This window comes from Streptomyces sp. NPDC111516 (genome assembly GCF_055635345.1).
Window position 1 is genome coordinate 350775 of record NZ_JBVKBV010000003.1, and the last position, 23911, is coordinate 374685.

Genomic DNA, 23911 nt, shown 5'->3' on the forward strand with positions numbered 1-23911 from the left:
ATGGACTTCGTACCCACCGAGGAACAGGCCGCGGCGCAGGGGCTGGCGGCGCGGATCTTCGGGGATCTGTCCACGCACGAACGCCTGGCCGGAGCCGGCACGGGGACGGACGCCGAGCTGTGGAAGGAACTCTGCGCGACCGGACTGACCGCGGCGGTCGAGGAGATCGGGCTGCTCGGCCTGGTGCTCCTGCTGGAGGAGCAGGGCCGGACGACGGCGCAGGTGCCGTTCGCGGCGAGCTGTGTGTACGGGCTGCTCGCCGTCGCCTCGCACGGCACCGACGAGCAGCGGGACCGGCTGCTGCCTCCGCTGCGGGACGGCACGGCCGTCGCCACCGGGGCGTTCCCGGCACGCGGCGGGACGCGGGCGGACGGCGAGGGGTGGCTGAGCGGCAGCGTGCCGTACGTGCCGTGGCTGCGGGACGCGTCCCTCGTCCTCGTCGCGGACTCGGACCGGGGGCTGTGGATCGTACGGACCGATGATCCGGGTGTGGCGACGGAGCCGGTCGAGACCACGGCACCGTGGTCGGCCGCGCGGCTCGTCCTGGACCGGGCGCGCGGGGAGCGGCTCGGTGGTGACGGGGCGCCCGACGCCGTCGGCGCGCCCGAGCCGCTCGGGCGCGCCGGGGCGTACGAACACGTGCTGGCCGCAAGCCGGATCGCGTTCGCCGGGCTGCAGGCAGGGGTGTGCGCCGGTTCGCTGGCCCGGGCCGTCGCCCACACCAACACCCGGGAGCAGTTCGGGCGTCCGCTCTCCACCAAGCAGGCGGTACTGCTGCGCGCCGCCGACGCCCATATGGACACCGAGGCGATCCGGGTCACCGCGTACGAGGCTGCCTGGCGGCATGACGCGGCGCTGCCGTACGGACCGCAGGCGCTGACCGCCGCCTGGTGGGCGTCGGAGGCCGGGAAACGGGTCGTGCACGCCGGACAGCATCTGCACGGCGGAACGGGCGCGGACCTCGACCACCCCGTACACCGTCACTTCCTCTGGGGCCGTCAGCTCGACGCCTATCTGGGATGCGGCAGCGAAGTACTTCAGCAACTCGGCCAGTCACTGGTGAAGGAGGGACCGGAGTGAAGGTCGGCGAGAAGCTGGCGCCGCTGGAGATCGCGGTGACCCGCACCCTGATCGTGGCGGGGGCCCTCGCCTCCCGCGACTACCAGGACGTGCACCACGACGCGGAACTCGCCCGGGAGAAGGGCTCCCCGGACATCTTCATGAACATCCTGACGACCAACGGCCTGGTCGGCCGGTACGTCACCGACCGCTTCGGCCCGTCGGCCGTGCTCCGCAAGGTCGCCATCAGACTGGGCGCGCCCAACTACCCGGGGGACACCATGGTCCTGAGCGGCACGGTCACCGCCATCGGGGACGACGGGACGGCCGAGGTCTCGGTCGTCGGAACCAACGGTCTGGGCAGGCATGTTACGGGCACGGTGACCGTGACCGTGCCCGCTAGGGCGACCGGCAGCGTTCCCCAGGGGGCGGCATGAGCCTGCGCAGAGCCGACGTACTCGGCGGCAAAGCGGCGGTCGTGGGGATCGGGGCGACCGAGTTCTCCAAGGACTCCGGTCGCAGCGAACTCAAACTGGCCGTCGAGGCGGTGCGGGCCGCCCTCGACGATGCCGGGCTGACCCCCGCCGATGTCGACGGTCTGGTCACCTTCACCATGGACACCAGCCCCGAGATCACCGTCGCGCAGGCGGCCGGCATCGGTGAACTGTCGTTCTTCTCCCGTATCCACTACGGCGGCGGGGCGGCCTGCGCCACCGTCCAGCAGGCGGCGATGGCCGTGGCGAGCGGAGTGGCCGACGTCGTGGTCTGCTACCGCGCGTTCAACGAACGTTCCGGGCGCAGATTCGGCTCCGGCGTGCAGCAGCGCGAGCCCACCGCGGAGGGCGCGGCGCTCGGCTGGAACATCCCCTTCGGGCTGCTCACGCCGGCCTCCTGGGTCGCCATGGCCGCCCAGCGCTACCTGCACGCGTACAACCTGACGCCGGAGGTCTTCGGCCATGTCGCGGTCACCGACCGGCGCCATGCCGCCCGCAACCCCGCGGCGTACTTCTACCGGAAGCCGATCACCCTGGCCGACCATGCCGCGTCGCGGTGGATCGTCGAACCCCTGCGGCTGCTCGACTGCTGTCAGGAGACCGACGGCGGGCAGGCGATCGTCGTCACCAGCGCGGAACGGGCCCGGGACCTGCCCCAGCCGCCCGCCGTGATCGTCGCCGCCGCCCAGGGGGCCGGGCGGGCTCAGGAACAGATGACCAGCTTCTACCGCGACGGTCTGACCGGGCTGCCGGAGACGGGGGTGGTCGCCCGGCAGCTGTGGCGCAGTTCCGGTCTCTCCCCCGCCGACATCGATGTGGGCATCCTCTACGACCACTTCTCACCGTTCGTCCTGATGCAGTTGGAGGAGTTCGGCTTCTGCGCACCGGGCGAGGCGGCCGACTTCGTCGCGGCCGACGCGCTGCCCCTGAACACGCACGGCGGCCAGTTGGGGGAGGCGTATCTGCACGGGATGAACGGCATCGCGGAGGCGGTCCGGCAGATCCGGGGCTCATCGGTGAACCAGCTGTCCGGGGCGGCCCGCACCCTGGTCACGGCAGGAACCGGCGTACCCACCTCGGCGCTGATACTGGGCGCGGACGACTGACTGGGGGATCGACCCTGAGCCCTGAAGACGACGGATCCACCTACAGGAGGTCCAGCAGGCCCCACCCCTACACCCTGAGGCGGACGCCGTTTCGGGACCTGGGGCCGATCCCCGGGGCGGCACCCGCTCCTAGCGTGGAGCCATGACCACGCCAGTCTGCACGGGCACCTCCGGGGGAGCTGCCATCACCGGACACATCCCGCACGGCTCGCACGCGGCGCACGCGGCGCACGCCGCGCAGGCGGCGCAGGCGCCGTTCGCCTCGCGCGCTTCGTCGTACGCCTCACGGGCTCCGCACGCGCCGTATCCGTCGTTCTCCTCGTTCGTAAGGGCACGGGGGCCCGTACTGCTGCGCGCCGCCCGCTCGCTCACCGCGAACCCGAGCGATGCCGAGGATCTGCTGCAGACCGCTCTCACCAAGACGTATGTCGCCTGGGAACGGATCGAGGACCACCGGGCGCTCGACGGCTATGTCCGCCGGGCACTGCTGAACACCCGGACCTCGCAGTGGCGCAAGCGCAAGGTCGACGAGTACGCCTGCGACGAACTGCCCGAGCAGGAGGCTCCCGGAACCCCCGACCCGGCCGAGCACCAGACGCTGCACGACGCGATGTGGCGTGCCGTGCTGAAGCTCCCGGACCGGCAGCGCGCGATGGTGGTCCTGCGGTACTACGAGGATCTGAGCGAGGCCCAGACCGCCGAGGTGCTCGGGGTGTCCGTCGGCACGGTGAAGAGCGCGGTGTCGCGGGCGCTCGGCAAGCTCAGGGAGGACCCGGAGCTGGCCCCGGTCCGTTGACCCCGGGCGACGACGGCGCGGCCGGCGGACCCGGTTCTGCCGGACGACACCGATTCGTACTCCCCGGACTAGTGACATACCGCTTGGTATGTGAGCAGAATCAGCGGAACCCTACTGCCACGTAGCGCCCACCGGGAGGACGCCGTGCTGAGCACCATGCAGGACGTACCGCTGACTGTCACCCGCATCCTCCAACACGGGATGACCATTCACGGGAAGTCGCAGGTCACGACCTGGACCGGCGAGCCCGAGCCGCAGCGGCGCAGCTTCGCCGAGATAGGCCGGCGGGCCACCCGGCTGGCGAACGCGCTGCGCGACGAGCTCGGTGTCGACGGCGATCAGCGGATATGCACCCTCATGTGGAACAACGCCGAACATGTCGAGGCGTACCTCGCGATCCCCTCGATGGGCGCCGTCCTCCACACCCTCAACCTCCGGCTCCCCGCCGAGCAGCTGATCTGGATCGTCGAGCACGCCGACGACAAGGTCGTCATCGTCAACGGCTCCCTGCTGCCGCTGCTCGCGCCGCTCCTTCCCCATCTGACGTCGATCGAGCACGTGATCGTCACGGGGCCGGGCGACCGTTCCGTCCTGGACGGCGCGGCGGCCCGGGTGCATGAGTACGAGGAGCTGATCGCCGGCCGCCCGACCAGCTACGACTGGCCCGAACTCGACGAACGCCAGGCCGCCGCCATGTGCTACACCTCCGGCACCACCGGCGACCCCAAGGGCGTCGTCTACTCCCACCGCTCCATCTACCTGCACTCCATGCAGGTCAACATGGCGGAGTCGATGGGGCTGACCGACAAGGACACCTCGCTGGTGGTCGTCCCCCAGTTCCATGTGAACGCCTGGGGGCTGCCGCACGCGACGTTCATGTCCGGCATCAACATGCTCATGCCGGACCGGTTCCTGCAGCCCGCCCCGCTCGCCGACATGATCGAGCGCGAGAGGCCGACCCACGCCGCGGCCGTTCCCACCATCTGGCAGGGGCTGCTCGCCGAGGTCACCGCCAACCCGCGCGACCTCACCTCCATGGCCCGCGTCACCATCGGCGGCGCCGCCTGCCCGCCGTCTCTCATGGAGGCGTACGACAAGCTCGGCGTCCGCCTCTGCCACGCCTGGGGCATGACGGAGACGTCGCCGCTCGGCACCATGGCCAACCCGCCCGCCGGGCTGACCGAGGAAGAGGAGCGGCCCTACCGCGTCACCCAGGGCCGCTTCCCGGCCGGCGTCGAGGCGCGCCTGGTCGGCCCCGGCGGCGAGCTGCTGCCGTGGGACAACGAGTCGGCCGGTGAGCTGGAGGTGCGCGGCGCCTGGATCGCCGGGGCCTACTACGGGGGCGCGGACGGCGAGGACCTGCGCCCCGAGGACAAGTTCAGCGAGGACGGCTGGCTGAAGACCGGCGACGTCGGTGTGATCAGCGACGACGGCTTCCTCACCCTGACCGACCGGGCCAAGGACGTCATCAAGTCCGGCGGCGAATGGATCTCGAGCGTCGCGTTGGAGAACGCCATCATGGCGCACCCGGAGGTGGCCGAGGCGGCGGTCGTCGCCGTCCCGGACGAGAAGTGGGGCGAGCGTCCGCTCGCCACCGTCGTGCTCAAGGACGGCGCCACCGCCGACTACGAGGCGCTGAAAGGGTTCCTCGAAGAGTCCGGCATCGCCAAGTGGCAGCTCCCGGAGCGCTGGACGGTCATTCCGGCGGTGCCGAAGACGAGCGTCGGCAAGTTCGACAAGAAGGTGATCCGCAAGAAGTACGCGGAGGGCGAGCTGGACATCACTCGGCTCTGACCGGGCCCGGGCCCGGACGGGGTTGTATGACGAGGGCGGCACGGGAGAACCCGTACCGCCCTCGTCGTGACCCCCGGCCGTCCGCCGGGCAGTGGTCAGTTCGTGCCGATCTTCGCGAGCAGGTCGACGATGCGCGACTGCACCTCGTCGCTCGTGGAACGCTCGGCCAGGAAGAGCACGGTCTCGCCCGAGCTGAGCTTCGGCAGCTCGGACCCGGTCATGTCGGCGGAGGTGTAGACGACCAGCGGGGTTCGGTTCAACTGGCCGTTGGCGCGCAGCCAGTCGACGATCCCGGCCCGGCGGCGGCGTACCTGCATCAGGTCCATCACCACCAGGTTGGGTCGCATCCGAGTGGCGAGCGTCACCGCCTCGTTGTCGGTGGAGGCCCGCGCGACCTGCATGCCGCGCCGCTCCAACGTGTCCGCCAGCGCCAGCGCGATCTCCTCGCGCTCCTCGATCAACAGCACCCGCGGCGGATGCTGTTCGCTGTCGCGCGGGGCGAGCGCCTTGAGGAGTACGGCCGGGTCCGCACCGTATGCCGCCTCCCGCGACGCCTGCCCCAGACCGGCCGTCACCAGCACCGGGACCTCGGCCGCCACGGCGGCCTGACGCAGTGACTGCAGTGCCTTGCGGGTGATGGGACCGGTGAGCGGGTCGACGAAGAGCGCGGCGGGGAACGCCGCGATCTGGGCGTCGACCTCCTCGCGGGAATGCACGATCACCGGCCGGTAGCCGCGGTCGCTCAGCGCCTGCTGGGTGGAGACATCGGGCGCGGGCCAGACGAGCAGCCGGCGCGGGTTGTCCAGCGGCTCCGGGGGCAGCTCGTCGTCGACCGGCTGCGGCGACGGACGGTTGGCGACCTCGACCGCGCCACCCGGACCGTCCAGTGGCTCCGGCCCCTCGGCGCCCTCGTCGGGCGCCCCTATGGCGTACGCGCGTCCCTCGGCCTCCGGAGGAGCCGACAGCAGCTGCCCCGAACCCGGGTTCGGGCCCTGAGCGGCGTCGGACGGAGCGGCCGGGGACGGAGCGGCCAGGGAGGGCGCGGCCGGGGTGGGCGCGGCCGGGGAGGGCACGGTCTGCGGCGGTGCGGCCTGCGGGGTGCGCTCGCCCTCCGGCGGGGCGGCGAGCTTACGGCGCCGTCCGGCACCACCGAGCGTCTGGTTCTGCTGGTGCGCGATGCGCTGGGCGAAGGGGACGCCCTGCCCGAGCGTCCGCACGCTGAACGCGCGCCCCTGCGTCGAGTCCGACGAGCCGCCGGGCATCGGAGCCTCTGCGGGCAGCGGCTGCCTGCGCGCGTCCGGTACGGGCGCGATGTTCTGGGGACGGCTCTCCGCGACGCCGGTGGAGTCGGCGGCGCCCGCGACCGCCGTGGTGCCGGTGGTGTGTGTGGTGTGCCCGGCCGCGGGCCACTCCGGATCGCCGCCGGGGTGGCTGTCGGGCCGGTCGTCGGCCTGCGGGGTCTGCGGGGCCTGCTGAGGCGCGTCGGCGTGACGCGCCCGGCGCCGCCCGGTCGGTGCGGGGTGCGCCTGGGGCGGGGTGTGCTCCTCGTCCGGTGCGATGCGTACGGCGTCGTGGCGTCCGGGCAGTGACGCGTCCGCGTCGACGGCCGCGGACGGGGCCCGGTCGGCATCCGCGGGCGGCAGAGCGAACGCGGTACGGGGCCCGGCCGGCTCGGCCTGGGCGGACCGCTCCTGCGTGGCCGCCAACGCCCGCCGCGCCCGCCGCCCGGTCGGCTGAGGCGCCGGTGCGGGCACAGCCCCGTCCCCGACCTGCGAGAGGCCTTCGGAAGCGGCGGCGGAAGCGGAATCGGAATCGGAGGAGGCGGCAGAAGCGGAAGCCGGCAGTGCCAGCTGGTTCTCGCCGCCCTGGCGCGCCCGGTGTCCACCCGCGGACACCGGTATCGGCCCCTCGGCCGGAACCGGAACACCTTGCGGCGGCACGGTCCGGCCACGCTGCGGACGGCCACTGCCACCCTGTGCGCCCTCGGCCGCCGTCACCACCGCCCCTTCGGACGGCGCGGAGGCGGCCGTAGGCAGCGCCAGCGCCTGCCCCGTCCCTGCCCCCTGCTGCTCGACAGCAGACTCCCCGGGCCGCGGGCCCTGCTCGGGCAGCTGAGCGGGAAGCCCATGCTGAGTACCGGTCTCGGCCGGGCTCGGCCGCCCCCGCCTGCGCCCCGAGCCCTCGCCCTGCTGGACGGGAATCATGTCGTGCGCGTCCTGCGTCTCCTGGGCCGCCGGTTCACGACGCGCCCGGCGCCGCCCCGTCGGCTCGGCTGCCGCGGTATCCCCGGAACCGGAACCGGACTCGCTTCCCGCCCCGGAACCACCCACAGGGCTCTCCAGGAACGCGTCCGTGGACGCCCGCCGCGCCCGCCGCCGTCCACCTCCCGCCGTACCCTGACCGGCCATCGGCTCAGCCCCCGGCTCAGCCCCCGGCTCGGGCACAGACCCCGCCTCCGGCTCGGGCGCCGGTGGCATCACCGTTCCCGAGCCCTTGCCCAGCGGCACTTCGAGTACGTACGCGCTGCCGCTCATCCCCGGCACCTCGTGCGTCTGGAGCACGCCGCCGTGTGCCCGTACGATCCCGCGCACGATCGGCTCGTGCACCGGGTCTCCCCCGGCGAACGGTCCGCGCACCTCGATCCGTACGACCTCACCGCGCTGCGCGGCCGCGACGACGACCGTCGAGTCGACGTAGCCGCCGCCCGGCACCACGCGGGCCTTGCCGGTCGAGTCGACCCCGGCGACATCCGCGACCAGATGGGCGAGCGCGGTCACCAGCCGGGCCGCGTCCACCTCGGCCTCGATCGGCGGGGCGTGCACCGCGAACTGGGCCCGCCCGGGACCGATCAGCTCGACGGCCGCATCGATACCGGCCGTCACGACCGAGTCGAGCAGCACGTTCGCCTTGACCAGGTCCTCCGAGCCGGCGTCCAGGCGCTGGTAGCCGAGCACGTTGTCGACGAGCGTGGTCATCCGGGCGTAGCCCGCGGCCAGGTGGTGCAGGATCTGGTTTGCCTCCGGCCACAGCTGGCCGGCCGGGTCGGCGGCGAGCGTGGAGAGTTCGCCGCGCAGCTCCTCCAGCGGCCCGCGCAGCGACTCGCCGAGCACGGCGGTGAGCTGGGTGTGCCGGGCGGTCAGCGCGGCCAGCTGTTCGGCCTGCGCTTCCAGTTCGGCGGTGTACCGCTCGGCCCGGTCGGCCTGTTCCGCGCTGTGCCGTTCCGTCAGGGCGGTGACCTCGGCGGTGTGGCTCGCGGTCAGTTCGTCGACCTCGGTCCCGTGCTGCTCGCGAAGCTCCTCGTACGGGCGGCGGTCGGTGAACGTCATGACCGCACCGACCAACTGGTCCCCGTCCCGGACCGGCGCGGTGGTCAGGTCGACCGGCACCTGCGCACCGCTCTTGGACCACAGCACCTGCCCGCGAACCCGGTGCTTGCGGCCGGACCGGAGGGTGTCGGCGAGCGGCGACTCCTCGTACGGGAACGGCTCGCCCTCCGCCCGCGAGTGCAGGATCAGCGGATGCAGCTCCTGGCCGCCCAGATCGCTGGCGCGGAAGCCGAGGATCTGCGCGGCGGCGGGGTTGACCAGGACGACCCGGCCGTCCGTGTCCGTACCGACGACACCCTCGGCCGCGGCCCGCAGGATCATCTCGGTCTGCCGCTGCGAACGGGCCAGTTCGGCCTCGGTGTCGACCGTGCCCGACAGGTCCCGTACGACGAGCATCAGCAGCTCGTCACCCGTATAGCTGCCGCTGTAAGTGCTCTGGAAGTCGTTGTACGCGGCCTGCCCGTCCTCAAGGCTGGCGCTGGTGACCTCGACCGGGTACTCGGTGCCGTCGGTCCGCCGTGCGGTCATCCGCGTCGGCTTCGTACGGCCCCGGTCGTCGGCGGACTCGGGGCGGCGCATCGACCCCGGGATCAGCTTGGAGTCGAACTCCGGCAGCAGATCGAGGAGCCCGCGCCCGACGAGTGCGGTGCCCGGTGTCTCGAACATTTCGAGGGCGATCGTGTTGGCGTTGACGACCGTGCCGTTGCAGTTGACGAGCAGCAGCCCGTCGGGGAGTGCATCGAGTATGGCTGCGAGGCGAGCAGCGCCTCGGGATGGCCTGCTGCTCACGACGACGCTTCCTCCCTGGTTACCGCACCTTGCCGACAGCGGGCCCCATCTTGCCCCTCGGGCCGCAGGCTGTCACGGAAGGAGTCTAAAGGCAGCGAAGGGGCGCAGGTCGGCGGATGAGGAGGAGCTCTCACCAAGGTTGTGTGCACGGGGTGCTGCGGAAAGGCGTACAGACCCCCGCTCATCGGACGTTGGGGAGCACGGGCCGCAGATTGTTCCAGCGTGAGATCTCGCAGCCGCTGCTCCGCGCGAAGACGGTGTCGATGCTGCGCCCGCGCCAGGTCCCGGTGACCCGGGCGGTGGCCGGCCCCCCGAATTGCTGCGTGCACATCGCGTCCCGGGGCACCGGTGCGAACGGGGCCGCGCCCTCGTCCGCCAGCGCCTCCAGCCGGTCGCAGGCCTGCTGCGCCGCCGGGTGGCTGCCACCCGTCGGTCCGCACTCCAGCTCGAAGACGCCGTCGGCCGCGAGGTCCCCCGAATCCAAGACGGTCACCGTCAGCCGGGTGCGGGCATCGTCCCCGTGCGGCAGCGGCAGCGGCAGGGACCCGGTGGCTGCGGTCGCGGCCGGCATGGCGGCGGACAGCGCGGCGAGGGACGCGACGGCGGTGAGGGCGAGACGGCGCAACATGCGGACTCCTGTGCTCGAGCACTTCGACGGGGGGCGAACAGCCTCCGCCCTCACTAACGCTCCGCACGCCACGGCGTTGCGCAACCGCAGGCGCTTTGCCCTCGTGCCCGCCTGCCTAGTACCGTAGGCAGCGGTTGGTGACGCGGCGCTCAGTTGTGTCATCATCTGCACGCACCACTCGCGCTCGCGCGAGGTGTGCTGGAGGCGTCGCCTAGTCCGGTCTATGGCGCCGCACTGCTAATGCGGTTTGGGTCTTAAAGCCCATCGAGGGTTCAAATCCCTCCGCCTCCGCTCCATCACCGAAGCCCCGTGCCACTGGCACGGGGCTTCGGTCGTATCCGGACCCGGGCGGCGTACGGCGTGCGCCGCCCGGCACCGCCAAAACAGGGTGTTTTCGCAGGTCAGAGGTGGTGTGGCTTAAGGATTTCGCGCTACGGCGCAGGTCATGTAATGTTGTTCCCGCAACGCCGACCAGGCAGAAAAGCCCGGAACGCACAAGCACTCGTAGCTTAACGGATAGAGCATCTGACTACGGATCAGAAGGTTGCAGGTTCGAATCCTGCCGAGTGCACATCAGGCGAGAGGCCCTCAGGAGAAATCCTGAGGGCCTCTCGCGTTGCCCGTACAGCAGCGAAGTGCAGCAACCGTGTCAGCCGGTACCGCCCATCGCGTCGGACAGTCGGCCGATCGCGTCGCGCACCTCTTCCTCACTCGCTTCGGCGTAGACCTCCATCGTCATGGCGAAGTCGATGGACTTCCACGTCGGCCCCAGCACCTCCCCGCGCCGCAGGCCGGGCGTCAGCACGAGAACCCAGGCTGCGAAGAGGTGGTCATCGCGAGCGGCAGCGTCCGCGAGGAACTGGCCGGCCTCAGCGACGGACCACGGCTTGATCCGGCGGCGACGCGGCTTGGGCACCTTCACCGGCGACGCGACGTTCTTCCCGATCTCCTCTTCCGTGACCGCGTGGGTCAGTGCGGCCCACAGGGCGTCGCGGGAGGCCGACCGGCCTCTCGGGCCCGAGCCGGAGACGGCGCCCCCGTCCAATCGACCAGACGAACCGGCAGGAACGTGTCATACCGTCACAATCATCCCATGAGTACTAAGCTCACCCGCGGTCACAGTGAGTGATCCGCGGTCTGTCGACGGCGCCAGTGGCGTAGGCCGGAGGCCGCTCCGATCAGCGAGGTGGAGGTGCCGGTGAATAGGCGCAAGCGCAAGCAGACTGGGTCCTACCACGGTCCGGGGCCCAAGAAGGACGGACTTCGACCGCGGCCATGGGCCTGGGCGTGGCTGCGCGCCTGCATCGCAGGGCTAGCCATGCTGACGGGAGTGGCCTTGCCGACCCTGGCCACGTCCCCGGCCTGGGCCGCGCCAGGCCCGAACGCCTACGTCACCAACTTGGGCTCGAACAATGTGTCGGTGATCGACACCGCCACCAACACGGTCGTGGGCAGCCCCATCACCGTCGGCACCCGCCCGGAAGGAGTCGCGATCACTCCGGACGGCAAGCACGCCTACGTCACCAACAGCGGCTCGAACAATGTGTCGGTGATCGACACCACCACCAACACGGTCGTGGGCAGCCCCATCACCGTCGGCACCACCCCGATCGGTGTGGCGATCACTCCGGACGGCCTCCGCGCCTACGTCACCAACGACAACTCGAACAATGTGTCGGTGATCGACACCACCACCAACACGGTCGTGGGCAGCCCCATCACCGTCGGCTCCAGCCCGTTCGGTGTGGCGATCACTCCGGACGGCCTCCGCGCCTACGTCACCAACAACGGAGGCAGCACGGTGTCGGTGATCGACACCACCACCAACACGGTCGTGGGCAGCCCCATCACCGTCGGCACCAACCCGTCAGGTGTGGCGATCACTCCGGACGGCCTCCGCGCCTACGTCACCAACAGCAACTCGAACAATGTGTCGGTGATCGACACCACCACCAACACGGTCGTGGGCAGCCCCATCACTGTCGGCACCAACCCGAGGGGTGTGGCGATCACTCCGGACGGCCTCCGCGCCTACGTCGCCAACTTGGGCTCGAACAATGTGTCGGTGATCGACACCACCACCAACACGGTCGTGGGCAGCCCCATCACCGTCGGCACCAACCCGATCGGTGTGGCGATCACTCCGGACGGCAAGCACGCCTACGTCACCAACTTCAGCTCGAGCAATGTGTCGGTGATCGACACCACCACCAACACGGTCGTGGGCAGCCCCATCACCGTCGGCACCCAACCGGCCGGTATCGCGATCACCCCGGCCAGCAAGCAGCCTTCCTTGACCATCACCAAGAGCCACACCGGGAACTTCACCCAAGGCCGGGACGGCGTCTACACCATCACCGTCGGCAACGCCACTGGGGCCAGCCCGACCAACGGCACCACGGTCACCATGCACGACATCCTCCCTGCAGGGCTCAGGGCCGAAAGCATCCGCGGCAAGGGCTGGACCTGCACCCGGTCCACCCTCACGTGCACCCGCAGCGATGTCCTCCCCGCCGGGAGCAGCTACCCGCCCATCACCTTGAAGGTTGACGTCTCCTGCGCCGCCCACGATCGCGTGACCAACACTGCCACGGCCACCGGAGGCGGCGACGCCACCACCCACACCGCCACCGACCCCACCAAGATCAAGCGCCATAAGTACGACAAGCGCTGCGATCACCACGACCACTGGTAGAGCGAGTTCCCTTGAGATCCTGCGTGTCTGACTGCGTGACAACGATCGCGCGCCCCCGTCGCGCACCAGGATTGCTTCGGGAGTAAACGGCCGTGTCGACACAATTCGAGGTCCTGGCGCGGTGGTCACGGCTGGTTGCTGTACAGCAGCGAAGTACAGCAACCACAGGAACCAACCCCGTCCGATAGCGTCCCTGGGAGGCCTCGGCGCGACCGCCATGACCGTCATTGACCGATCCACATAGAGCTACGAATCAGAAGGTTGCAGATTCGAACCCCGCCGAGTGCACACCAGACCAGAGGCCCTGTGGAGTGATCCACAGGGCCTCCTCGATACGAGGGAGCCGGGCCCGGAGCAGGAGGCGCCCTTGCTCCAGTTGCCTGCACTTGACCGTCCTCGTCATGCGGTATCGGGGCGTGCCTCTCAGGCGTTCGCCATCAGGCGTGATGAACTCCCCAACAATTCGGTCACTTGTCTTCGGCGCCTCCGTGACTTGGCAGGACGTCGCTGCTCGCCAGCGTCGGGGGAACGAGGGGAGCCGGTTCGAACGGAGGTTGAGATGCGTCAACGTGCGGCTTCGGGTCCCAGACGATTCCAAGCCCGCTTCGTCGGGCTCGCCTTGCTGCTGGTGGGCTGGCTGGTGGGCTCGGCGGGCATGGCTTCCCAGGCAGCGGCCGGCGGACAGCACTGCGTGAAGGCCTACGTGGCCAACACCGACTCGGACAACGTATCCGTGATCAATACCTGCGCCAACACGGTTGTCCACACCGTCGGTACGGGCCCCGGCCCCGATGGCGTAGCGGTCACCCCGAACGGCAAGACCGTTTATGCCGCCAACAACAGCACGAACACAGTGTCAGTCATCGACGCACGCACCGACACCGTCAGCGCCACCATCACCGTCGGCGCCAATCCGCGCGGGGTGGCGGCCTCACTGGACGGCGAACACGTCTACGTCGCCGACTTCGGTTCAGGGGACGTGTCGGTCATCAGCACCCGCACCAATACCGTCACCGCCACCATCGCCGTCGGCGACCATCCGATCGGCCTCTCGGTGACACCGGACAACCGTCGGGTGTACGTCTCCGACTTCTCCACCGGCACCGTGTCGGTGATCAGCACCCGCACCAACACCGTGACCGCCGGCGTCGCCGTCGGCCTCTTCCCGGTCGGTGTGGCAGCGTCCTGGGACAAACGCCACGTCTACGTCGCCAACCAAGGCTCGGGCACCGTGTCGGTGATCGACACTCGTACCAACACCGTGACCAACTCCATCACCGTCGGCCCCGTTCCCCAAGGACTGGCCGTTGCCCGGCAGGGTCATCGGCTCTACGTAGCCAACTTCGGCAATGGCACTGTCTCAGTGATCAACACCCGCACCAACACCGTCACCGACACCGTCACCGTCGGCACTCAGCCGCTCGGCGTCGCGATCACCCCGGACAGCCGCCACGTCTACGTCGCCAACTCCGGTGACGGCACGGTCTCGGTGATCAACGCCCGAACCGACCGGGTCACCGCCACCATCACCGTCGGCAGCAGCCCGCACGGCGTGGCAATCCAGCAATCCCAGGGCTCCGTGGGATAGTCCCGCAGCCCCGTTCGCGCGATCGTGGAGCACCGTCCTGGAAGCAACGCCGCCCGAGGGCGGCGCGAGCGAGGACCGGGCCTTCGCACAACGGCCTGCCCGATCCTACGGACCAGAAGGTTGCAGGTTCGAATCCTGCCGAGTGCACAGCAGGTCAGGGGCCCTCAGGAGAAATCCTGAGGGCCCCTGGCTTCTGTGCCGGCGGCAGTCTTGACGGGCCGTGGAGCAAAAGTGCGCCGAGGCCGGGCGGTCGGGGCGAGCGCCCAGTTCGAGTCGGCGAGCCGGAATCCGCGGTGATCCTTCGCGGGTTCCGGCGGCCACGTGGCCGGGGCGGCAGACCTGCGCGGCTTCACCCACCTGTTCGGGCCGGGGCCCGAGTTGTCGTCCATGTGCGCAGAGGCCCGGCCGGATCAGGCCGACGCCTTGACGGCAGAGCCCGCCCGGGCCCGCTCCTGCACGACGCGGCGGCGCCGGGCCGGCATCCCGAGCGTCGGGTTGGCGACGCCCCAGGCCGCGCCTTTGCAGACCAGCTCCTTGTAGACGGCGGCGAGCCGTCCGGTCAGGGCCGCCCGGACGGCGCGGTCGTCGGCGGTGACGTACTGGATCACGCCTTCCTTGCGGCCCAGTGAGATGCACTGGTTGAAGTAGCGGAGCGGCGCGTTCGGGAGCTTCCCGCCGGTCAGGCGTGCCGCGATGGCGTCGGCGGCCTGCCACGCGGTGGGGGTGCCCGAGGCGCACGACATCCGCAGCGGCTTGTCGCCGGGGCCCATCACCATGGCCGCGTCGCCGATGGCGTACACGTCCGGGTGCGAGACCGAGCGCATGGTCCCGTCGACCACGATCCGGCCTGTGCCGGTGACCTCCAGAGAGGTGGCCTTCGCGATCGGGTGGACCGCGAAGCCGGTGGTCCACACGGTGACCGCGGCCGGGACGGACCTGCCGTCGGCAGTGGCGACGCGGTCGGCCTCCACGCCGGTGACGGCGGTGTGCTCGTGCACGGTGATGCCGAGCCTGTCGAAGACCTTCCGCAGGTGGCGGCGGCCCCTGGGCGAGAGCCAGTCGCCGAGCCCGCCGCGGGCGGCGAGGGCGACGTCGAGGTCCGGGCGGGACTCGGCGATCTCGGTCGCGGCCTCCAGGCCTGTGAGGCCGCCGCCGACGACGACCACGGGCTGTCCGGCGTCCAGGCCGGCCAGGCGCTCGCGCAGCCGGAGCGCTCCGGGGCGGCCGGCGATCTCGTGGGCGTGCTCGGCGGTGCCGGGGACGCCTTGGCTGTTCCAGCCGCTGCCGAGGGCGTACACGAGGCTGTCGTACCCCAGCTCCTCGGCGCCGTTCGCGTCGATGACGGCGACGGTCTGGCGGTCGACGTCGACGCCGGTGACCTTCGCGAGCTTCAGTTCGACGCCGGTGCCTGCGAACATCTCGCTGAAGGGCCGGGGTTCGAGGTCCTGGCCGACCGCCAACTGGTGCATCCGGACGCGCTCGACGAAGTCGGGCTCGGCGTTGACGAGGGTGATGGCGACGTCCTCGCGGCGCAGCCGCTTGGCGAGGCGCCCGGCGGCGATGGCTCCGGTGTATCCGGCTCCGATGACGATGATGCGGTGCTGCATATCCTGGCTCCTGTCTCGCGCGGGTTCGCCACTTGAACCGGGCAGCCCGCCGTTTACTGACAGGAACGCGGTGTGAAGCACCTCACATCGGGAGTCAGAAGGCGTGGAGCAGAGGCTCCCCGTGGTCGGTGGCCGCCCACCGCTGGGTCGCGCGTTCGAGCTTGTCGGGGTTGACCTGGTTACGGAACGCTGCGATGCCCTCGGCGGTGACCTCCAGGCACATGATGCCGATGACCCGGCCGTCGAGGACCGCCACGACGGCGGGGGCGCCGTTGGCGGTCGTGGCGTAGACCTCGGGGGAGCCGCCGGCGATGGCGCGCTTGGCCTTGCCGGGTTTGAACAGGCCCCGCATGAACTTCGCGACCGCGAGGGCGCCCTCGAACGCCTTGGCACGGGCGGGGACCTTTCCGCCGCCGTCGCCGATCGAGATGGCGTCTTCGGTGAGCAGCCGCACGAGCGGCTCGGTCCGGCCGCTGGTGGCGGCCGCGAGGAACCCCTCGATGATCCGCCGGGCGGCGGCCTCGTCGATCTCGGTGCGGGCCTTGCCGTCCGCGATGTGCTTCTTGGCGCGGTGGAAGATCTGCTGGCTGGCGGCCTCGGTGATGTCGAGGATCTCCGCGATCTTCCGGTGCGGGTAGTCGAAGGCCTCCCGCAGCACATACACCACCCGCTCGTTGGGGGAGAGGCGTTCCATGAGGGTGAGGACCGCGTACGAGACCGATTCGCGCTGCTCGGCGGTGTCGGCCGGGCCGAGCATCGGGTCCCCGGCGAGCAGCGGCTCGGGCAGCCATTGGCCCACGTAGGTCTCGCGCCGGGCACGGGCCGAGGTGAGCTGGTTGAGGCACAGGTTGGTGAGGGCCTTCGTCAGCCAGGCCTCGGGGACCTCGATGCGGTCGATGTCGGCGGCCTGCCAGCGCAGGAACGTGTCCTGCACGGCGTCCTCGGCATCGCTCGCGGAGCCGAGGAGGCGGTAGGCGATGGCCTTCAGGCGGGGCATGGAGGCCTCGAACCGGTCCATGTGGTTCACGGTCAGAGCCATGGCCCGGATCCTAGCTCTCACGGCGCGCGACGGGCCCTGGGCTGCGGCCGTGCGCCACTCGACCGATGCTGTTCGACCTGCCGGACGCAGTGGATCGCGGTGACCGGATCGAACGCTTCATCCTTCGTGCCTACGGGGACAAGGCGCGCTTGCCGCATTGAGCGGCGTACAGCAGCCGAGTACCGCAACCCGGCACCGTTCCCGTCCGCTACCGTCTCTCCGGGGCCTCGTAGCGGCCGGAATGGCCGTCGCCGACCGATCCGGCCAGAGCTACGGATCAGAAGGTTGCCCTCTTGGCTTTCCCTCCACAGGAATCGGAATCCGGGAGTTCACGCATGGGGTGCATGGGGTGGCAGTGCACCGGACTGCGATGGCCGGACGCACAGGGGGTGCCCGTGCTGGGGTGGCGGCGGGGCGGGGCCGTGCGGGTTAGTGCCCAGGCGTACGGGACGGAGCTCGGGTTCCGGGCCGTGGGGCAGCGGCACTGTGCCGGGGCACGCGGGAACGCGTGTCCGGTGGGGGCCGTGGTGTCGGGGCGGAGCACGGGAGCGCGGTGTCCGGAGTGTGCGCGGCTGGACCGGGCGCACTCGGTGGCCGCCGACACGATTGCCGACGACCCTCGGACGTACCGCGTGTATCTCGCCTGGTTCGGGCCGGGGATGGTGAAGGTCGGCATCACCGCCGAGGAGCGGGAGGCGGCGCGGCTGCGCGAGCAGGGGGCCGTGGTGTTCAGCTGGCTGGGGCGGGGGCCGTTGATGGCGGCGCGGCGGACCGAGGAGCTGCTGCGGTCGGCGCTCGGGGTGCCGGACCGGATTCCGTACGCCAGGAAGCGGGCCGTGCGCGCGGCGCTGCCGGGGGCGGCGGAGCGGCGTGCCGAGGTGGCGGAGCTCTACGCGCGGGCTGCGGCGCTGGAGGGGGCCGGGTGGCCGGAATCGTTGGAGCGGCTGCCGTTCGAGCCGGTCGATCACGCCGGGGTGTTCGGGCTGGACGGCGCGGTCGAGGTGGCGTGGGCGGTGACCGAGTTGGTGGACGGGGGAGTGGTCGCGGGGCGGCTGGTGGCGGCGGCCGGGCCCGATCTGCATCTGGAGACGGTGACGCACGGGGTCGTGGTGCTGGACACCCGGCTGATGACCGGCTGGGAACTGGGCGGCGCCGACCCGCGGGCGGGGGTGGGCGTGCCGGTGGCCGACATCGGGGGCGGCGGCGTGCAGGACGGGCTGTTCTGAGATCGTCGGGACCGGATGGTCAAAACCGTCGGGGCGGACGTGGGAATCGTCGGGTCCGGGCGGTGAAAGGGGCGAGTGATGAGTGGTGACGCAGACGACGTCGTACGGTTCCGGGAACGGCTGGGGCTGCCCGGGATCATCGACGTCCATACGCACTTCATGCCGGATCGGGTGCTGCACAAGGTCTGGGCGTACTTCGACTCCGCGGGGCCGCTGACCGGGATGGAGTGGCCGATCGAGTACCGGCACGACGAGGACGAACGTCTCGCGCTGCTGCGCTCGTTCGGCGTGCTCCGGTTCACCTCGATGCTCTACCCGCACAAGGCGGGGATGGCGGCCTGGCTGAACGGCTGGGCGGCCGACTTCGCGCACCGGGTGCCGGACTGCCTGCACACCGCGACGTTCTTCCCGGAGGAGGGCGTGGAGCGGTACGTGCGCGAGGCCGTGGAGGCGGGGGCGCGGGTCTTCAAGTCGCACGTCCAGGTGGGCGCGTACGACGCCAACGACCCGCTGCTGGAGCCGGTGTGGGGGCTGCTCGCGGAGGCCGGGGTGCCGGTCGTGATGCACTGCGGCTCGGGGCCGGCGCCCGGTAAGCACACGGGTCCCGAACCGGTCGGCCGGCTGCTCGCCCGGCATCCGCGGCTGCGGCTGATCGTGGCGCACATGGGGATGCCGGAGTACGCGGAGTTCCTGGAGCTGGCGGAGACGTATCCGGAGGTACGGCTCGATACGACGATGGCCTTCACGGACTTCACGGAGGACTTCATGCCGTTCCCAGTGGCCGAGCGGGGGCGGCTCGCGGCGCTCGGGGACCGGATTCTGCTGGGCACGGACTTTCCGAACATCCCGTATCCGTACGCGCATCAGCTGCACGCCCTGGAGCGGCTGGAGTTGGGGGACGACTGGCTGCGGGCGGTCTGTCACGGCAACGCGAGCGCGTTGTTCGACGTGCGCTGACGGGTGCGGGAGGGCGCTGACGGTCGGTGGAGGGCCGTTTTCTCAGGGAATTCACAGAATCGGGAAAGGGCCCTCTCAGAGGAGCCTCACAGGGTGGGGCCATGACGACGACGACCTCGCCCCAGGGGCGTACCGAACTGCTGAGGACGGACCGCACCCCCGTCCGTGTGCTGGTGGTGGACGACGAGGCTCCGCTCGCCGAGCTGCTCTCCATGGCGCTGCGCTACGAGGGCTGGGAGGTGCGCAGCGCCGGCGACGGGGCCGGTGCCGTACGCATGGCGCGCGACTTCCGGCCCGACGTGGTGATCCTCGATGTGATGCTGCCCGACACGGACGGCTTGGCCGTACTCGGCAGGCTGCGGCGGGAGCTGTCCGAGATCCCCGTGCTGTTCCTGACCGCGCGCGACGCGGTGGAGGACCGGATCGCGGGGCTCACGGCGGGCGGCGACGACTACGTCACCAAGCCGTTCAGCCTGGAGGAGGTCGTGGCGCGGCTGCGCGGGCTGATCCGGCGGTCCGGTACGGCGGCCGTGCGCAGCGAGTCGACCCTCGTCGTCGGCGATCTGGCGCTGGACGAGGACAGCCACGAGGTGAGCCGGGGCGGTACGTCCATCCACCTCACCGCGACCGAGTTCGAGCTGCTGCGCTTCCTGATGCGCAATCCGCGGCGGGTGCTGAGCAAGGCGCAGATCCTGGACCGGGTGTGGAACTACGACTTCGGCGGGCAGGCGAACGTCGTCGAGCTGTACATCTCGTATCTGCGCAAGAAGATCGACGCCGGACGGTCGCCGATGATCCACACCCGCCGCGGGGCGGGGTATCTCATCAAACCCGGTGAGTAGGCGCACATACCGGCGGCGGAGGCCGTGGACGCTGCGGAAGTCACGGCCGGCAGCGCCACCTTCTACGACCTGACCCGGCCGAAGAGCGGCGCCCAGGTCCTGTCCTGCCGATCTTCGCGGCCCCGGGCCGATCCGCGAAGATCGACAGGACAGGACCTGGGCGAGCAGTCGGGCAACGGCTCAGCGCCGCAGCAGCAGATCCGCGACAACCGGGCGGTGGTCCGAGGCGAGAGTCTCGGCCACCGCCGCGTCGCGTACCCGTACGGAATCCTTCGACACCGCCACGTAGTCGATCCGCTGCGCCGGATCCTGCGCCGGGTACGTCGGCCCGCCCGGCTCCACGTCCGTCAGTTCCTTCCACAGCGGGGCGAGTTCGGGAGCGGCCGGTGCCGCGTTGAAGTCGCCGAGCAGGATCTGCCGCACCTTCTGCCGCCCCGCCCCGGCCCCCGGTGCCTCGTCCTCGGCCATGATCCGGCGGGTGTCGGCGACCTGGGCGGCCCGTACGGACGGGTCGGCGCGGTAGTCGAGATGCGTCACATACACATGCACGGGCAGCCCCTTCACCCGCAGGACCACCTCGCCGAAGCCGGGCGCGAGGGCCGGTACCGGGTTCGGGTCCTGGGTGGAGAGCCGGGTGATCTCGTGGTTCTCGGCGCTCACGATCCGGTGCCTGGACAGCACCGCGACTCCGAATTCACGCCGGGGCGCACCGGGTGCCGCCGGATCGAGACTGTAGATCGGGGCGAACGAGACGTACATGTGCAGCCGCTCGGCCAGCTCACCCGCCAGATCGCGCCACTCGCTGCGGGTGCCCCAGTGGACGTCGACCTCCTGGAGCCCGATCACATCGGCGTCCAGTGCGCGCAGTGCGGCCGTCTGCCGGTCGAGATCGAAGACGTTGTCCATGCCGGCGCCCGCATGGATGTTGTACGTGACCACGCGCAGCGGTACCGCGGATCCCTGCCCGGCGGCCGATGCGGGAGGCGCGAGGACGGCCCCCGAGAGGCCCGCTGCGATGAGGACGACCACCGTACGACGACGCAGTGACATACCACTCCAGCCCTTGTCGGATCAGCGGCGAGCACGGTATCGCGCGGAAATGAGTTGTACACCGTACGAGGCGGCTATACGGTGTACGTCTTGCACCTGTACACCGTATAAGAAACCAGGATCAGGAGTCCGCATGACGGCGACCGCCGCCGAGCAGCACCACTTCTCGCCGCCGAGCCATCCGCAACGCTGGCTGATTCTCGGCGTCATCTGCCTTGCCCAACTCACCGTGCTGCTCGACAACACCGTGCTCAATGTGGCGATCCCCTCCCTCACCCGGGAGCTGGACGCCTCCACCGCCGACGTGCAATGGGTGATCAGCGCCTATTCGCTGGTCCAGTCGGGTCTGCTGCTCACGGCCGGCAGTTGTGCCGACCGCTACGGCCGCAAGAAGATGCTCACCGCGGGGCTCGCCCTGTTCGGCATCGGTTCGCTGGTGGCCGGGCTGGCCCAGTCGTCCGCGCAGCTGATCGCCGCCCGCGCGGGCATGGGCATCGGCGGTGCGCTGCTGATGACGACGACCCTGGCCGTCGTCGTGCAGATCTTCGACGACTCCGAGCGGGTCAAGGCGATCGGCATCTGGTCGACCGTCAGCTCGCTCGGCTTCGCCGTCGGACCGCTGATCGGCGGCGTGATGCTCGACCACTTCTGGTGGGGTGCGATCTTCCTGATCAACATTCCGGTCGCCGTCATCGGCCTGGTCGCCGTCATCCGGCTCGTCCCGGAGTCCAAGAACCCCAGCAGTGAGCGCCCCGACGTGCTCGGCGCGCTGCTCTCCACCATCGGCATGGCATCCGTCGTGTACGCGATCATCTCCGGTCCGGAGCACGGCTGGGCGTCGGGCCGGGTGCTGCTGACCGCCTTCATCGGGGTCGCCGTACTGACCGGGTTCGTGCTGTGGGAGCTGCACATCCCGTACCCGATGCTGGACATGCACTTCTTCCGGAACCAGAAGTTCATCGGAGCGGTCGCGGGCGCGATCCTGGTCGCCTTCGGGATGGGTGGTTCGCTGTTCCTGCTCACCCAGCAGCTCCAGTTCGTCCTCGGCTACGGGGCGCTGGAGGCCGGTCTGCGTACGGCTCCGCTGGCGCTGAGCGTCGTCGCCCTGAACCTCACCGGGCTGGGCGCGCGGCTGGTGCCCAAGCTGGGCACGCCGGTCACCATCGCGGCCGGGATGAGCCTGCTGGCTGCCGGACTCGCCGCGATCGCGCTGCTCGGCGGCAACGGCTACGGCGGCATGCTGCTCGGCCTGGTCGTGATGGGCGCGGGCATCGCGCTCGCCATGCCCGCCATGGCCAACGCGATCATGAGCGCCATTCCGCCGGAGAAGGCGGGCGTGGGCGCCGGGGTCAACGGCACGCTCGCCGAGTTCGGCAACGGCCTCGGGGTCGCCGTGCTCGGCGCGGTGCTCAACTCCCGGTTCGCGACGCTCGTGCCCGCGGCCGTCGGGGCCGCCTCGCTGCCTGCCGCACTGGCCTCGGCCACCGATGCCGGCGAGCGGGGGCGGATCACGGACGCCTTCGCCTCGGGGCTGGAGACCAGCCAGCTCGTCGGGGCGGTCGCGGTACTGGCCGGCGGCCTGCTGGCCGCAGCGCTCCTGCGCCGTGCGGAGCGGGGGGAATCCACCCGGGCGGACTCGGCCGGGGCCGCGACGGCGGCATAGCATCGAGGCGGGGCGCATCGGACCGTACGAATCCGCTTCGGGCGCGCAGGTACACAACCGGGCCGTGCGCGCGAAAGATACGTATCCGATCCGCCCCGCCGGCAAGACGAGGAGAGTACGCCATGGTGTCCGCGGCCGACCGTGCGAAGAACCCTGCCAGGACCAGTGTGTGGTTGGAGCAGCGGACACCGTCGCGCGCCCGTAAATCGGACCAGCCGGCCGGCCTCGACCGGGAGAAGATCACCGCGGCGTCGGTCCGGCTGCTGGACGCCGAGGGCCTCGCCAGGTTCTCCATGCGCCGGCTCGCCGCCGAGCTGGACGTCACCGCGATGTCCCTCTACTGGTACGTGGACACCAAGGACGATCTGCTGGAGCTGGCCCTCGACTCGGTCTACCGCGAGATAGCGCCCCCTCGCGAGGACGCGCACTGGCACGAGCGGCTGCGCGAACTCGCCGTCTGCTACCGGGAATTGCTGGTCCGCCATGTCTGGGTGTCCCCGCTCGCCGGTCACTTCCTCAACATGGGCCCGTACTCGATGCTGTTCTCGCACGCCATCCAGGACGTGATCCGGGCGACGGGGCTGCCGCTGCACCAGCAGACGGGCGCGCTCTCCGCGGTCTTCCAGTTCGTCTACGGATTCGGCACCATCGAGGCCCACTTCGTGCAGCGCAGCGTGGAGACGGGGGTCAGCCAGGACGAGTTCTTCCAGCAGGCGTTGGGCGCCATCCGGAGCCAGCCGCAGCTCAGCCGGATCGTCGAGGACTCGAAGGACCTGATGGACGCCCGCGGCGGCGACACGGTCGAGGAGATGCGCGACCGGGACTTCACCTTCGCCCTGGACCTGCTGATCGCCGGCATCGAGGCGATGCGGGACCGCGAGGGCCGCTGAGCTCGTCCCTCAGTACCCGCGCACGGCCGACGGCGAGCTCGGATACGACGGAGGCGTCCACCGTCGGTGCGGCCGGCAGCCGGGCCCGCGCGAGCAGGTCCGGCGCCGGAACACGTATGCGGGTGCGGGCGCGCATCCGGCCGTCAGCTGCCGGACGCCAGATGGGCGGGGAAGCCGCCGGTGGCGACCGGACCCCACCGCTCCGGGGTGATCCGGTTGATCGACTTCCCCTGCTTCACCATTGCCGCCCGGTACTCGTCCCAGTCCGGGTGCTCACCCGAGATGTTCCGGAAGTACTCGACGAGCGGCTCGACCGAATCAGGTGAATCGATCACCTCGGCCGAGCCGTCGATCTGCACCCA

Annotated in this window: 17 protein-coding genes, 2 tRNA genes and 2 pseudogenes; 14 read left to right on the forward strand and 7 right to left on the reverse strand. The window is 70.7% G+C overall.

The window, feature by feature from the left end; genetic code table 11:
* The 5 genes from ACZ7L9_RS09570 (at nt 1) to ACZ7L9_RS09590 (ending at nt 5249) form a co-directional block, all read left to right on the forward strand.
* Nucleotides 1–1080, forward strand: a complete 1080-nt coding sequence (locus ACZ7L9_RS09570; protein ID WP_471413970.1) for an acyl-CoA dehydrogenase family protein — start codon at nt 1–3, stop codon at nt 1078–1080.
* Complete coding sequence (locus tag ACZ7L9_RS09575; protein ID WP_471413971.1) at nt 1077–1496, forward strand: MaoC family dehydratase; 420 nt, start codon at nt 1077–1079, stop codon at nt 1494–1496. Before ACZ7L9_RS09570 ends, ACZ7L9_RS09575 begins: the two co-directional genes overlap by 4 nt.
* Nucleotides 1493–2659 carry a lipid-transfer protein gene (locus ACZ7L9_RS09580; protein ID WP_471413973.1) on the forward strand — a complete coding sequence of 389 codons (1167 nt, stop codon included), beginning with the start codon at nt 1493–1495 and terminating at the stop codon, nt 2657–2659. Before ACZ7L9_RS09575 ends, ACZ7L9_RS09580 begins: the two co-directional genes overlap by 4 nt.
* Nucleotides 2660–2801: 142 nt before the next feature.
* Nucleotides 2802–3455: a SigE family RNA polymerase sigma factor gene (locus ACZ7L9_RS09585; protein WP_471413974.1), complete on the forward strand. Its 654-nt coding sequence runs from the start codon at nt 2802–2804 to the stop codon at nt 3453–3455.
* Between the two features lie 144 nt (nt 3456–3599).
* Nucleotides 3600–5249: a long-chain fatty acid--CoA ligase gene (locus ACZ7L9_RS09590; RefSeq protein WP_471413975.1), complete on the forward strand. Its 1650-nt coding sequence runs from the start codon at nt 3600–3602 to the stop codon at nt 5247–5249.
* A gap of 95 nt (nt 5250–5344) precedes the next feature.
* Here ACZ7L9_RS09590 and ACZ7L9_RS09595 read toward each other — a convergent pair whose 3' ends face one another.
* Nucleotides 5345–9364 carry a response regulator gene (locus ACZ7L9_RS09595; RefSeq protein ID WP_471413977.1) on the reverse strand — a complete coding sequence of 1340 codons (4020 nt, stop codon included), beginning with the start codon at nt 9362–9364 and terminating at the stop codon, nt 5345–5347.
* 181 nt (nt 9365–9545) lie between these two features.
* Nucleotides 9546–9992 carry an SSI family serine proteinase inhibitor gene (locus ACZ7L9_RS09600; RefSeq protein ID WP_471413978.1) on the reverse strand — a complete coding sequence of 149 codons (447 nt, stop codon included), beginning with the start codon at nt 9990–9992 and terminating at the stop codon, nt 9546–9548.
* 200 nt (nt 9993–10192) lie between these two features.
* Here ACZ7L9_RS09600 and ACZ7L9_RS09605 point away from each other — a divergent pair.
* Both ACZ7L9_RS09605 and ACZ7L9_RS09610 read left to right on the forward strand, forming a co-directional pair.
* A tRNA-Ser gene (locus tag ACZ7L9_RS09605) sits at nt 10193–10283 on the forward strand.
* A gap of 207 nt (nt 10284–10490) precedes the next feature.
* Nucleotides 10491–10563 (forward strand) — tRNA-Arg (locus ACZ7L9_RS09610).
* A gap of 171 nt (nt 10564–10734) precedes the next feature.
* Here ACZ7L9_RS09610 and ACZ7L9_RS09615 read toward each other — a convergent pair.
* A pseudogene (locus ACZ7L9_RS09615) lies at nt 10735–10992 on the reverse strand (site-specific integrase); the annotation flags it as partial.
* 330 nt (nt 10993–11322) lie between these two features.
* Between ACZ7L9_RS09615 and ACZ7L9_RS09620 the strand changes: the two are divergent.
* Nucleotides 11323–12687, forward strand: coding sequence for a beta-propeller fold lactonase family protein (locus ACZ7L9_RS09620; protein ID WP_471413980.1), 1365 nt, complete (start codon nt 11323–11325; stop codon nt 12685–12687).
* A 559-nt stretch (nt 12688–13246) separates the two neighbouring features.
* Nucleotides 13247–14275 (forward strand): YVTN family beta-propeller repeat protein, encoded by a 1029-nt coding sequence (locus tag ACZ7L9_RS09625; protein ID WP_471413982.1) that lies wholly within the window; start codon nt 13247–13249, stop codon nt 14273–14275.
* A gap of 410 nt (nt 14276–14685) precedes the next feature.
* On the opposite strand, the gene ACZ7L9_RS09630 is transcribed toward ACZ7L9_RS09625, so the two are convergent.
* The gene (locus tag ACZ7L9_RS09630) at nt 14686–15882 is read right to left on the reverse strand and encodes an NAD(P)/FAD-dependent oxidoreductase (protein ID WP_471413983.1); all 1197 of its coding nucleotides are present in this window, start codon (nt 15880–15882) and stop codon (nt 14686–14688) included.
* Nucleotides 15883–15976: 94 nt separating this feature from the next.
* Nucleotides 15977–16921 carry an RNA polymerase sigma factor SigJ gene (gene sigJ, locus ACZ7L9_RS09635; RefSeq protein WP_471413985.1) on the reverse strand — a complete coding sequence of 315 codons (945 nt, stop codon included), beginning with the start codon at nt 16919–16921 and terminating at the stop codon, nt 15977–15979.
* Between the two features lie 344 nt (nt 16922–17265).
* On the opposite strand from sigJ, the gene ACZ7L9_RS09640 reads away from it, so the two are divergent.
* The 3 genes from ACZ7L9_RS09640 to ACZ7L9_RS09650 all read left to right on the forward strand — a co-directional run bounded on the left by ACZ7L9_RS09640 (nt 17266) and on the right by ACZ7L9_RS09650 (nt 19946).
* Nucleotides 17266–18147 (forward strand): DUF2797 domain-containing protein, encoded by an 882-nt coding sequence (locus tag ACZ7L9_RS09640; protein WP_471414134.1) that lies wholly within the window; start codon nt 17266–17268, stop codon nt 18145–18147.
* A gap of 78 nt (nt 18148–18225) precedes the next feature.
* Nucleotides 18226–19104: an amidohydrolase family protein gene (locus ACZ7L9_RS09645; RefSeq protein WP_471413986.1), complete on the forward strand. Its 879-nt coding sequence runs from the start codon at nt 18226–18228 to the stop codon at nt 19102–19104.
* 101 nt (nt 19105–19205) lie between these two features.
* Nucleotides 19206–19946 (forward strand): response regulator transcription factor, encoded by a 741-nt coding sequence (locus ACZ7L9_RS09650; RefSeq protein WP_471413987.1) that lies wholly within the window; start codon nt 19206–19208, stop codon nt 19944–19946.
* A gap of 180 nt (nt 19947–20126) precedes the next feature.
* Here ACZ7L9_RS09650 and ACZ7L9_RS09655 read toward each other — a convergent pair whose 3' ends face one another.
* Complete coding sequence (locus tag ACZ7L9_RS09655; RefSeq protein WP_471413989.1) at nt 20127–20996, reverse strand: endonuclease/exonuclease/phosphatase family protein; 870 nt, start codon at nt 20994–20996, stop codon at nt 20127–20129.
* Between the two features lie 133 nt (nt 20997–21129).
* On the opposite strand from ACZ7L9_RS09655, the gene ACZ7L9_RS09660 reads away from it, so the two are divergent.
* Together ACZ7L9_RS09660 and ACZ7L9_RS09665 are read left to right on the forward strand one after the other, a co-directional pair.
* The gene (locus ACZ7L9_RS09660; RefSeq protein WP_471413990.1) at nt 21130–22659 is read left to right on the forward strand and encodes an MFS transporter; all 1530 of its coding nucleotides are present in this window, start codon (nt 21130–21132) and stop codon (nt 22657–22659) included.
* A gap of 122 nt (nt 22660–22781) precedes the next feature.
* On the forward strand, nt 22782–23549 hold the full coding sequence (locus ACZ7L9_RS09665; RefSeq protein ID WP_471413991.1) for a TetR/AcrR family transcriptional regulator: 768 nt from the start codon (nt 22782–22784) through the stop codon (nt 23547–23549).
* A 143-nt stretch (nt 23550–23692) separates the two neighbouring features.
* On the opposite strand, the pseudogene ACZ7L9_RS09670 reads toward ACZ7L9_RS09665, so the two are convergent.
* A pseudogene (locus tag ACZ7L9_RS09670) lies at nt 23693–23911 on the reverse strand (pyridoxamine 5'-phosphate oxidase family protein); the annotation flags it as partial.

Excerpts from the sequence above, each read along its gene's own strand:
- ACZ7L9_RS09630 (WP_471413983.1), bottom strand. The coding sequence starts at position 15,882 with ATGCAGCACCGCATCATCGTCATCGGAGCCGGATACACCGGAGCCATC.
- sigJ (WP_471413985.1), bottom strand. The coding sequence starts at position 16,921 with ATGGCTCTGACCGTGAACCACATGGACCGGTTCGAGGCCTCCATGCCC.
- ACZ7L9_RS09640 (WP_471414134.1), top strand. The coding sequence starts at position 17,266 with ATGGGGTGGCAGTGCACCGGACTGCGATGGCCGGACGCACAGGGGGTG.
- ACZ7L9_RS09585 (WP_471413974.1), top strand. The coding sequence starts at position 2,802 with ATGACCACGCCAGTCTGCACGGGCACCTCCGGGGGAGCTGCCATCACC.
- ACZ7L9_RS09625 (WP_471413982.1), top strand. The coding sequence starts at position 13,247 with ATGCGTCAACGTGCGGCTTCGGGTCCCAGACGATTCCAAGCCCGCTTC.
- ACZ7L9_RS09650 (WP_471413987.1), top strand. The coding sequence starts at position 19,206 with ATGACGACGACGACCTCGCCCCAGGGGCGTACCGAACTGCTGAGGACG.
- ACZ7L9_RS09665 (WP_471413991.1), top strand. The coding sequence starts at position 22,782 with ATGGTGTCCGCGGCCGACCGTGCGAAGAACCCTGCCAGGACCAGTGTG.
- ACZ7L9_RS09580 (WP_471413973.1), top strand. The coding sequence starts at position 1,493 with ATGAGCCTGCGCAGAGCCGACGTACTCGGCGGCAAAGCGGCGGTCGTG.
- ACZ7L9_RS09570 (WP_471413970.1), top strand. The coding sequence starts at position 1 with ATGGACTTCGTACCCACCGAGGAACAGGCCGCGGCGCAGGGGCTGGCG.
- ACZ7L9_RS09655 (WP_471413989.1), bottom strand. The coding sequence starts at position 20,996 with ATGTCACTGCGTCGTCGTACGGTGGTCGTCCTCATCGCAGCGGGCCTC.
- ACZ7L9_RS09660 (WP_471413990.1), top strand. The coding sequence starts at position 21,130 with ATGACGGCGACCGCCGCCGAGCAGCACCACTTCTCGCCGCCGAGCCAT.
- ACZ7L9_RS09600 (WP_471413978.1), bottom strand. The coding sequence starts at position 9,992 with ATGTTGCGCCGTCTCGCCCTCACCGCCGTCGCGTCCCTCGCCGCGCTG.
- ACZ7L9_RS09645 (WP_471413986.1), top strand. The coding sequence starts at position 18,226 with ATGAGTGGTGACGCAGACGACGTCGTACGGTTCCGGGAACGGCTGGGG.